The organism is Streptococcus mitis SK575, assembly GCF_000257865.1.
Classification (GTDB): Bacteria; Bacillota; Bacilli; order Lactobacillales; family Streptococcaceae; genus Streptococcus; species Streptococcus mitis_CQ.
Genome location: NZ_AICU01000081.1, coordinates 52,331 through 60,661, shown reverse-complemented (window position 1 = coordinate 60,661; position 8,331 = coordinate 52,331). Strand labels below are relative to the sequence as shown.

At 40.8% G+C, this 8,331-nt stretch carries 9 protein-coding genes; 8 read left to right on the top strand and 1 reads right to left on the bottom strand.

Annotation, left to right across the window (positions count from 1 at the left end; genetic code table 11):
* Positions 1–2 precede the first annotated feature (2 nt).
* Complete coding sequence (locus tag HMPREF1048_RS10945; protein WP_000026674.1) at positions 3–1,634, bottom strand: Na/Pi cotransporter family protein; 1,632 nt, start codon at positions 1,632–1,634, stop codon at positions 3–5.
* A 239-nt stretch (positions 1,635–1,873) separates the two neighbouring features.
* Between HMPREF1048_RS10945 and HMPREF1048_RS10940 the strand changes: the two genes are divergently transcribed.
* From HMPREF1048_RS10940 to hrcA, 8 genes are all read left to right on the top strand, one after another.
* Positions 1,874–3,070, top strand: a complete 1,197-nt coding sequence (locus HMPREF1048_RS10940; RefSeq protein ID WP_001096743.1) for a phosphoglycerate kinase — start codon at positions 1,874–1,876, stop codon at positions 3,068–3,070.
* A gap of 135 nt (positions 3,071–3,205) precedes the next feature.
* Positions 3,206–3,733: an FUSC family protein gene (locus HMPREF1048_RS10935; RefSeq protein ID WP_000119915.1), complete on the top strand. Its 528-nt coding sequence runs from the start codon at positions 3,206–3,208 to the stop codon at positions 3,731–3,733.
* Between the two features lie 76 nt (positions 3,734–3,809).
* Complete coding sequence (gene glnR, locus HMPREF1048_RS10930) at positions 3,810–4,166, top strand: transcriptional repressor GlnR (protein WP_000659548.1); 357 nt, start codon at positions 3,810–3,812, stop codon at positions 4,164–4,166.
* Between the two features lie 36 nt (positions 4,167–4,202).
* Positions 4,203–5,549 (top strand): type I glutamate--ammonia ligase, encoded by a 1,347-nt coding sequence (gene glnA / locus HMPREF1048_RS10925; protein WP_001122886.1) that lies wholly within the window; start codon positions 4,203–4,205, stop codon positions 5,547–5,549.
* Positions 5,550–5,670: 121 nt separating this feature from the next.
* On the top strand, positions 5,671–5,991 hold the full coding sequence (locus HMPREF1048_RS10920) for a PadR family transcriptional regulator (RefSeq protein WP_000423973.1): 321 nt from the start codon (positions 5,671–5,673) through the stop codon (positions 5,989–5,991).
* On the top strand, positions 5,991–6,566 hold the full coding sequence (locus HMPREF1048_RS10915) for a DUF2812 domain-containing protein (protein WP_025171948.1): 576 nt from the start codon (positions 5,991–5,993) through the stop codon (positions 6,564–6,566). Before HMPREF1048_RS10920 ends, HMPREF1048_RS10915 begins: the two co-directional genes overlap by 1 nt.
* A gap of 34 nt (positions 6,567–6,600) precedes the next feature.
* A complete protein-coding gene (locus tag HMPREF1048_RS10910) occupies positions 6,601–7,110 on the top strand; it encodes a DUF2812 domain-containing protein (RefSeq protein WP_001088685.1) in 510 nt (169 codons plus the stop codon).
* Between the two features lie 163 nt (positions 7,111–7,273).
* On the top strand, positions 7,274–8,308 hold the full coding sequence (gene hrcA / locus HMPREF1048_RS10905) for a heat-inducible transcriptional repressor HrcA (protein WP_000255751.1): 1,035 nt from the start codon (positions 7,274–7,276) through the stop codon (positions 8,306–8,308).
* Positions 8,309–8,331: the final 23 nt, after the last annotated feature.

The window sequence follows — 8,331 nt, the reverse complement described above, 5'->3', positions numbered from 1 at the left end:
CATTAGATTTGTTCAGCGATGACCTTTTCAGCCAGATTCATAGCATGGTCTGATACACGAGTGTAGTGGGAAACAATATCGATAAAGTTGACCCCAGCTTGCGTTGAACACTCGCCCTTGTTAAGGCGTTTGATGTGGGTCTTTCTGAGAACACGTTCCATATTGTTGATTTCTTTATGGCGTTCAATCAGACTTTGAGCTTTTTCAATATCATTGTTTTCCACGCTGTCAAGGGCATCCTTGATAAAGCCAGTGGTTTTTTGATAGATATCAGCCAATTCCTGCAAAGCAGCTTCAGAGAACTCAACATTTTTACGTTGAAGGTAGTCAGTCAGATTGATTAGGGCTTCTGCGTGGTCCCCAATCCGTTCCAGATCACGGGATGAATCCAGGATGTTGGTGAGCACTTCACTTTCTTTCTGGCTAAGGGCTTCGCTTGAAAGAGTAATAAGGTAACGAGTCAATTTTTCATCAATGGTATTGATGGCTTCTTCCGTTTTGTGGCCTTTTTCAGCAACCTTTTCATTGAGGTTAATGATGTAGTTGTATGAAAGGTCAAAGGCTTTAGAAGCATAATTTCCTAAGTGAAGGAGTTCTTTCTTCGCATTTCCGAGAGCGATTGATGGAGCTTGTTTAATCAAATGCTCATCAAGATAAAGTGGCTCGTACTTGACAACTTCATCTTCACCAGGGATGAGCTTGGTTACAAAGTAGGCCAAGGCTCCGATGAATGGAAATTGTACAATGGTGTTACTTACGTTAAAGGCACCGTGAGAGAAGGCGATGGTCATCTCAGGTGAGAGGTGAAGGAGCGCTTGGAAGTACTCAATCATAGACGTAAATGGACCTAATAAGATTAAGCAAAGAATAGTTCCTAAAACGTTAAAGGTAACGTGGGTTGCAGCAACGCGTTTCGCAGAGACATTGGCTCCAGCTGCCGCGATGATAACTGTTAAGGTTGTCCCGATATTATCCCCGAAGAGAACTGGTAGCGAACCTTTGAGGTCAAGGAATCCACCTGCATAGAGCCCTTGCAAAATCCCGATTGTCGCAGAAGAAGCTTGGATGAGGACGGTAATCACTGCACCGGCAAAAACTCCTAGCACAGGATTTTGTCCCAAGGTTACCATGTATTCCTTGAATTGTGGTAAATCTTTAAGAGGACTCATACCGGCACTGATGAGGTTGAGGGCGTAGAAAATTCCCCCTACACCAAACAGGATGCGTCCGATATTGTTTGCTGTTCTATTTTTGGTAAAGAAGAGGAACATGGTTCCAAGGAAAATCAGGGGTAAAGCATACTCACCAAGCTTGAAACCGATGATAAAGGAAGTAACGGTGGTTCCGATGTTGGCTCCCATGATAATTCCGATAGCCTGTCTAAGAGTTAGAAGGCTAGCGCTGACCAGTCCAACCGTGATGACTGTAACCCCTGTACTTGACTGAATCAGGGCAGTCACGACAATTCCGACTAGAACACCTAAAAAGGGGTTGCTAGTGTACTTGTCGATGTAAAAACGAAGGCGATCTCCAGCAGCTTGTTGCAAACCGTCTCCCATGGTCTTGATACTATATAAGAATAGTCCCAGACCACCTAAAAAGTGAAATAAAATTTCCTGCCAATTAATGGACATTTCTTTTTCCTCCGAAAAATAATAACGGAATTTCTCCTATTCTATTTTAAAGGATAAAAGTAAATCTAACAAGTGTTAAGCTAAGATTTTAGAAAGAAAATTCGTTATCAAAAGCAAAAATAATATACTCTAGCATGTCACAAAGATTAAATATCGAAAAATCTTGTGAAATCTTTCCTTATATTTCCAAAGTGTGATATAATAGTTTCGAATAAAATAAATAAAGGGGTTTTTGTAACATGGCAAAACTTACTGTTAAAGACGTTGACTTGAAAGGTAAAAAAGTCCTCGTTCGTGTTGACTTCAACGTACCATTGAAAGATGGCGTAATCACTAACGACAACCGTATCACAGCAGCTCTTCCAACTATTAAGTACATCATCGAACAAGGTGGACGTGCAATTCTTTTCTCTCACCTTGGACGTGTGAAAGAAGAAGCTGATAAAGCTGGTAAATCACTTGCTCCTGTAGCAGCAGACTTGGCAGCAAAACTTGGTCAAGATGTTGTTTTCCCAGGTGTAACTCGTGGTGCTGAATTGGAAGCAGCTATCAACGCTCTTGAAGATGGACAAGTTCTTTTGGTTGAAAACACTCGTTATGAAGATGTTGACGGCAAAAAAGAATCTAAAAACGATCCTGAACTTGGTAAATACTGGGCATCACTTGGAGATGGTATCTTCGTAAACGATGCATTCGGTACAGCTCACCGTGCACACGCATCTAACGTTGGTATCTCAGCAAACGTTGAAAAAGCAGTTGCTGGTTTCCTTCTTGAAAACGAAATTGCCTACATCCAAGAAGCAGTTGAAACTCCAGAACGTCCATTCGTAGCGATCCTTGGTGGTTCAAAAGTTTCAGACAAGATTGGTGTTATCGAAAACTTGCTTGAAAAAGCTGATAAAGTCCTTATCGGTGGTGGTATGACTTACACATTCTACAAAGCACAAGGTATCGAAATCGGTAACTCACTTGTAGAAGAAGACAAATTGGATGTCGCGAAAGCTCTTCTTGAAAAAGCAAATGGTAAATTGATCTTGCCAGTTGACTCAAAAGAAGCTAACGCATTTGCTGGCTACACTGAAGTGCGTGACACTGAAGGTGAAGCAGTTTCTGAAGGCTTCCTTGGTCTTGACATCGGTCCAAAATCTATCGCTAAATTTGATGAAGCTTTGACTGGTGCCAAAACAGTTGTATGGAACGGACCTATGGGTGTATTTGAAAACCCAGACTTCCAAGCTGGTACAATCGGTGTGATGGACGCTATCGTGAAACAACCGGGCGTTAAATCAATCATCGGTGGTGGTGACTCAGCTGCCGCAGCAATCAACCTTGGACGTGCAGACAAATTCTCATGGATCTCTACTGGTGGTGGAGCATCAATGGAACTTCTTGAAGGTAAAGTTCTTCCAGGACTTGCAGCCTTGACAGAAAAATAAGATTAACTAAATGAATCAAAGAAGAGGGGAATGAAAGTTCCTCTTTTCTTTTACTCGAAATAAAAACGCTTCCTCTCAACTATTGCTCATAAAAATCACCGATTTATGATAAAATGGAAATAGAAAGTTGAGATTATGAGTTATTTTAAAAAATATAAATTCGATAAATCCCAGTTCAAACTTGGTATGCGAACCTTTAAAACAGGTATTGCTGTTTTTCTAGTTCTCTTGATTTTTGGCTTTTTTGGCTGGAAAGGTCTTCAAATCGGTGCTTTGACAGCTGTTTTTAGCCTGAGGGAGAGTTTTGATAAGAGTGTTCATTTTGGGACTTCGCGTATTCTAGGAAATAGTATCGGTGGCCTCTATGCCCTGGTCTTCTTCCTATTAAATACCTTTTTCCACGAAGCTTTTTGGGTAACCTTGGTTGTTGTTCCGATTTGCACGATGTTAACCATTATGACAAATGTAGCCATGAATAATAAAGCAGGGGTTATTGGTGGTGTAGCAGCTATGTTAATCATTACCCTATCGATTCCGAGTGGGGAAACAATTTTGTACGTGTTTGCGCGTGTATCAGAAACTTTCATGGGAGTTTTTGTCGCAATTCTCGTAAATTACGATATTGATCGTATTCGGCTCTTTTTAGAGAAAAAAGAAAAATAATGTTACATTTTATAACATTATTAATTGACGTTTGTCTTTTTTTAGACTATAATAGACAGAAAGAAGGAAATTGTAAATGAAGGAAAAAGAATTTCGCCGAAATATGGCTGTTTTTCCTATCGGCAGTGTTATGAAGTTGACCGATCTATCGGCGCGTCAGATTCGTTATTATGAAGATCAAGAGTTGATTAAGCCTGATCGAAACGAAGGGAACCGTCGCATGTATTCCTTGAATGACATGGATCGTCTGCTTGAAATCAAAGATTATATCTCTGAAGGTTATAATATCGCTGCCATTAAGAAAAAATATGCTGAACGTGAAGCGAAATCCAAGAAAGCGGTGAGTCAGACTGAGGTGCGTCGTGCACTTCATAATGAACTCCTCCAACAGGGTCGCTTTGCTTCAGTACGGTCACCTTTTGGTCGCGGTTAGGCAACCGCAAGTAGTCATACATTAAGGAGAAAACTCATGCCAATCACAGCTGCAGATATTCGTCGTGAAGTCAAGGAAAAAAATGTTACCTTTATTCGTCTCATGTTCTCGGATATTTTGGGAACCATGAAAAACGTCGAAATTCCTGCTACAGATGAACAGTTAGATAAGGTCTTGTCAAATAAGGCTATGTTTGATGGATCTTCTATTGAAGGTTTTGTACGTATCAATGAGTCGGATATGTACTTGTACCCTGACTTGGATACATGGACAGTCTTCCCTTGGGGAGATGAAAATGGAAGTGTTGCAGGTTTGATCTGTGATGTCTATACAACAGAAGGTGAACCATTTGCAGGAGATCCTCGTGGCAATTTGAAGCGTGCTCTTCGTCACATGGAAGAAGTAGGATTCAAATCCTTCAATCTTGGGCCAGAGCCAGAATTCTTCCTATTTAAACTGGATGAAAATGGGGACCCAACACTTGAAGTGAATGACAAGGGTGGCTACTTTGATTTGGCGCCTACGGACCTTGCGGACAATACACGTCGTGAGATTGTCAATGTCTTGACCAAAATGGGATTTGAAGTAGAAGCGAGTCACCACGAGGTTGCTGTTGGACAACACGAGATTGACTTTAAGTACGATGAAGTTCTCCGTGCCTGTGATAAGATTCAAATCTTCAAACTTGTTGTTAAAACTATTGCTCGCAAACATGGGCTTTATGCAACCTTTATGGCCAAACCAAAATTTGGTATTGCCGGATCAGGTATGCACTGTAATATGTCCTTGTTTGATGCAGAAGGAAACAATGCCTTCTTTGATCCAAATGATCCAAAAGGAATGCAGTTGTCAGAAACGGCCTACCATTTCCTTGGCGGTTTGATCAAGCATGCCTACAACTATACTGCCATTATGAACCCAACGGTTAACTCATACAAACGTTTGGTTCCAGGTTATGAAGCGCCTGTTTACATTGCTTGGGCTGGTCGTAACCGTTCGCCGCTTGTGCGCGTGCCTGCTTCACGTGGTATGGGAACTCGTCTTGAGTTGCGTTCAGTGGATCCGATGGCAAACCCATACATCGCTATGGCTGTTCTTTTGGAGGTTGGTTTGCATGGTATTGAAAATAAAATCGAAGCACCAGCTCCTATCGAAGAAAATATCTACATCATGACAGCAGAAGAGCGTAAGGAAGCTGGCATTACAGACCTTCCATCAACTCTTCACAACGCTTTGAAAGCTCTGACTGAAGATGAAGTTGTTAGAGCGGCTCTTGGAGAACATATCTATACTAGTTTCCTTGAAGCAAAACGGATCGAATGGGCAAGTTATGCAACCTTCGTTTCACAATGGGAAATTGATAATTATTTAGACCTTTACTAATACTAATATAGAAGAAAGATTGCCTGAGGGCGGTCTTTTTTTTCTTGTGTTTTATATCGAGGTGTGATATATTTTATATAACGAAGTGCGATATATCGAACTGGATAGGAGGTGGCTATAAATGGAATTAACGGATAAGATTCGTCGAGTTTATCTTCCCATGACGGAAACGGGCTTTTATATCTTGTTCTGTCTGCAAAAGGAAGGTCATGGTTATAGTATTACGCAAAAGGTCAAGGAGATGACAGATTCGCAAGTTTCGATTAGTCCTGGGACTATGTATGGAACCTTGTCAAAAATGGAAAAGGATGGATTGATTTCCTTTGTCCGCGAAGAGGAAAAACGGAAAATCTATCAGATGACAGACTTGGGACGCAAAGTCTTAGATATTGAATTGAAACGTATTGAACGGCTCTATAGAAACAGTCTGGAGGGAAGATGATGGAAAAGAAGGTTGTTTATAGGATTGCTACCATTGCGGATTATGATAGAGAGGCTTTGTACCTTGCGGAAATGCATACTGAGGGCTGGAAGCTCAAGGAAGTAACCTACTCTAACTTAGTAGTTGCGGTTAAGTATACTTTTGAAAAGTGCCAACCGGAGCAGGTGTCTTATCAGTTGGACTTTTATCCTATGAAAAAATCAGAGAGAGCCTCCTATTTACAATTATTTAAAGACTGTGGCTGGGAGCATATTACAGACTTTAATGGTTTTTCCTACTTTAGAAAACTTCATTCTGGAATTGAGTCGGATGCCGAGTTTGAAATTTATAATGACGTGGCCGGGAAGTTAGCTATGGTCAAACGGATTTTAACGAGGCGGATGTTTCCTATTTTGCTTCTCTTTTTAGCTCTACTACCGGTTTTCTCAAAATTTGTCACTGGAGGTAGTTCTTTCAGTTGGGAAATGTTTTTGATTGTTATAATAGATGGTGTTTTATTGATAGTCCATGCGACTCAGATTTCTTATATTTTTTGGAGATTGAGTCAAAAGTGGAAAGAATTATCTAATAAATAAAACCAGGCATGTTTTCTAATTTTGGGGTAAGACAATGAATAGCAGAGTAGAATTTCGGATTTTCACCATTGTTGATTTGGACAAGGAAGAAGAATATTTACATGAGATGCATTTGAAGGGTTGGAGATATAGAACGAGTCGTTTTGGTTTGTTCTATTTTGACCAATGTCAACCAGACGATGTCATCTACCGTATCTATGATTCTAAATTTCTTAAAAAATATAAGCATGAACTGCAAGATTTTAGAAATAGAGGTTGGGAATTGATAGGAGCAGGTTCTTGTTCGATTCTTCGTAAATCGTCTTCTAATTTACTTCCAGAGGATCAAGTCTATATGAGTAAGGGGCTCAGATGGGAAGTTATGCGATCTAGACTTCGTTCCTGTACAGTTGCTTTCTCAGGTGGTCTTGTTGTTTGTATGAGTTCGTTTAGAGAAGAACTGTCGCAATCTTTCTTTGTCATTTTTGCTCTATATGCCTTTATGATTTCTTATCTAATCTATGGTTATTTCAGATTAAAAAGGAAATACCAAGTAGATGAATAGCAAGGTTCTAGGTCTTCAGACTGATTTTTAGCACTCTTGACAAAAGAGTGCTAATTTTTTGAGTTTTTATCTTGACATTCTCTTTTAAGGGTGTATAATAGAATCATGAGTTAGCACTTGAGCGCATAGAGTGCTAATCGATCAGACAGAGAGGAGTGATGAGATGGTTACAGAGCGTCAGCAGGATATTCTAAATCTGATTATTGACATCTTTACCAAAACGCACGAACCTGTCGGATCCAAAGCCTTGCAAGAGTCTATTAACTCTAGCAGCGCAACCATTCGTAATGACATGGCGGCTCTAGAAAAGCAAGGTTTGCTTGAAAAGGCTCATACTTCAAGTGGTCGGATGCCAAGTGTTGCTGGTTTTCAGTACTATGTAAAACACTCACTGGATTTTGACCGACTGGCTGAAAATGAGGTATATGAGATTGTCAAAGCCTTTGATCAGGAATTCTTCAAACTAGAGGATATTCTGCAAGAGGCTGCCAATCTACTGACAGACTTGAGTGGCTGTACGGTAGTGGCTCTGGATGTTGAGCCCAGCAAGCAACGGTTGACAGCCTTTGATATCGTTGTTTTGGGGCAACATACAGCCTTGGCAGTATTCACCCTAGACGAATCGCGAACGGTTACCAGTCAGTTTCTGATTCCAAGGAACTTCTTGCAGGAGGATTTGCTGAAACTGAAGAGCATCATTCAGGAACGTTTCCTCGGCCACACCGTTCTAGATATTCACTACAAGATTCGGACGGAGATTCCGCAGATTATCCAGCGTTACTTCACAACTACGGACAATGTGATTGATCTCTTTGAACACATTTTTAAGGAAATGTTCAACGAAAACATTGTGGTGGCAGGCAAGGTCAATCTCTTGAATTTTGCTAATCTAGCAGCCTATCAGTTCTTTGACCAACCGCAAAAGGTGGCCCTGGAAATTCGTGAGGGGCTGCATGAAGATCAGATGCAAAACGTTCGTGTTGCAGACAGTCAAGAGTCCTGTCTAGCTGACCTAGCGGTGATTAGTAGCAAGTTCCTCATTCCTTATCGGGGAGTTGGAATTCTAGCCATTATCGGTCCAGTCAATCTGGATTACCAACAGCTAATCAACCAAGTCAATGTGGTCAACCGTGTTTTGACCATGAAGTTGACAGATTTTTACCGCTACCTCAGCAGTAATCATTACGAAGTACATTAAGATTGAAATCATTAAAGGAGGCG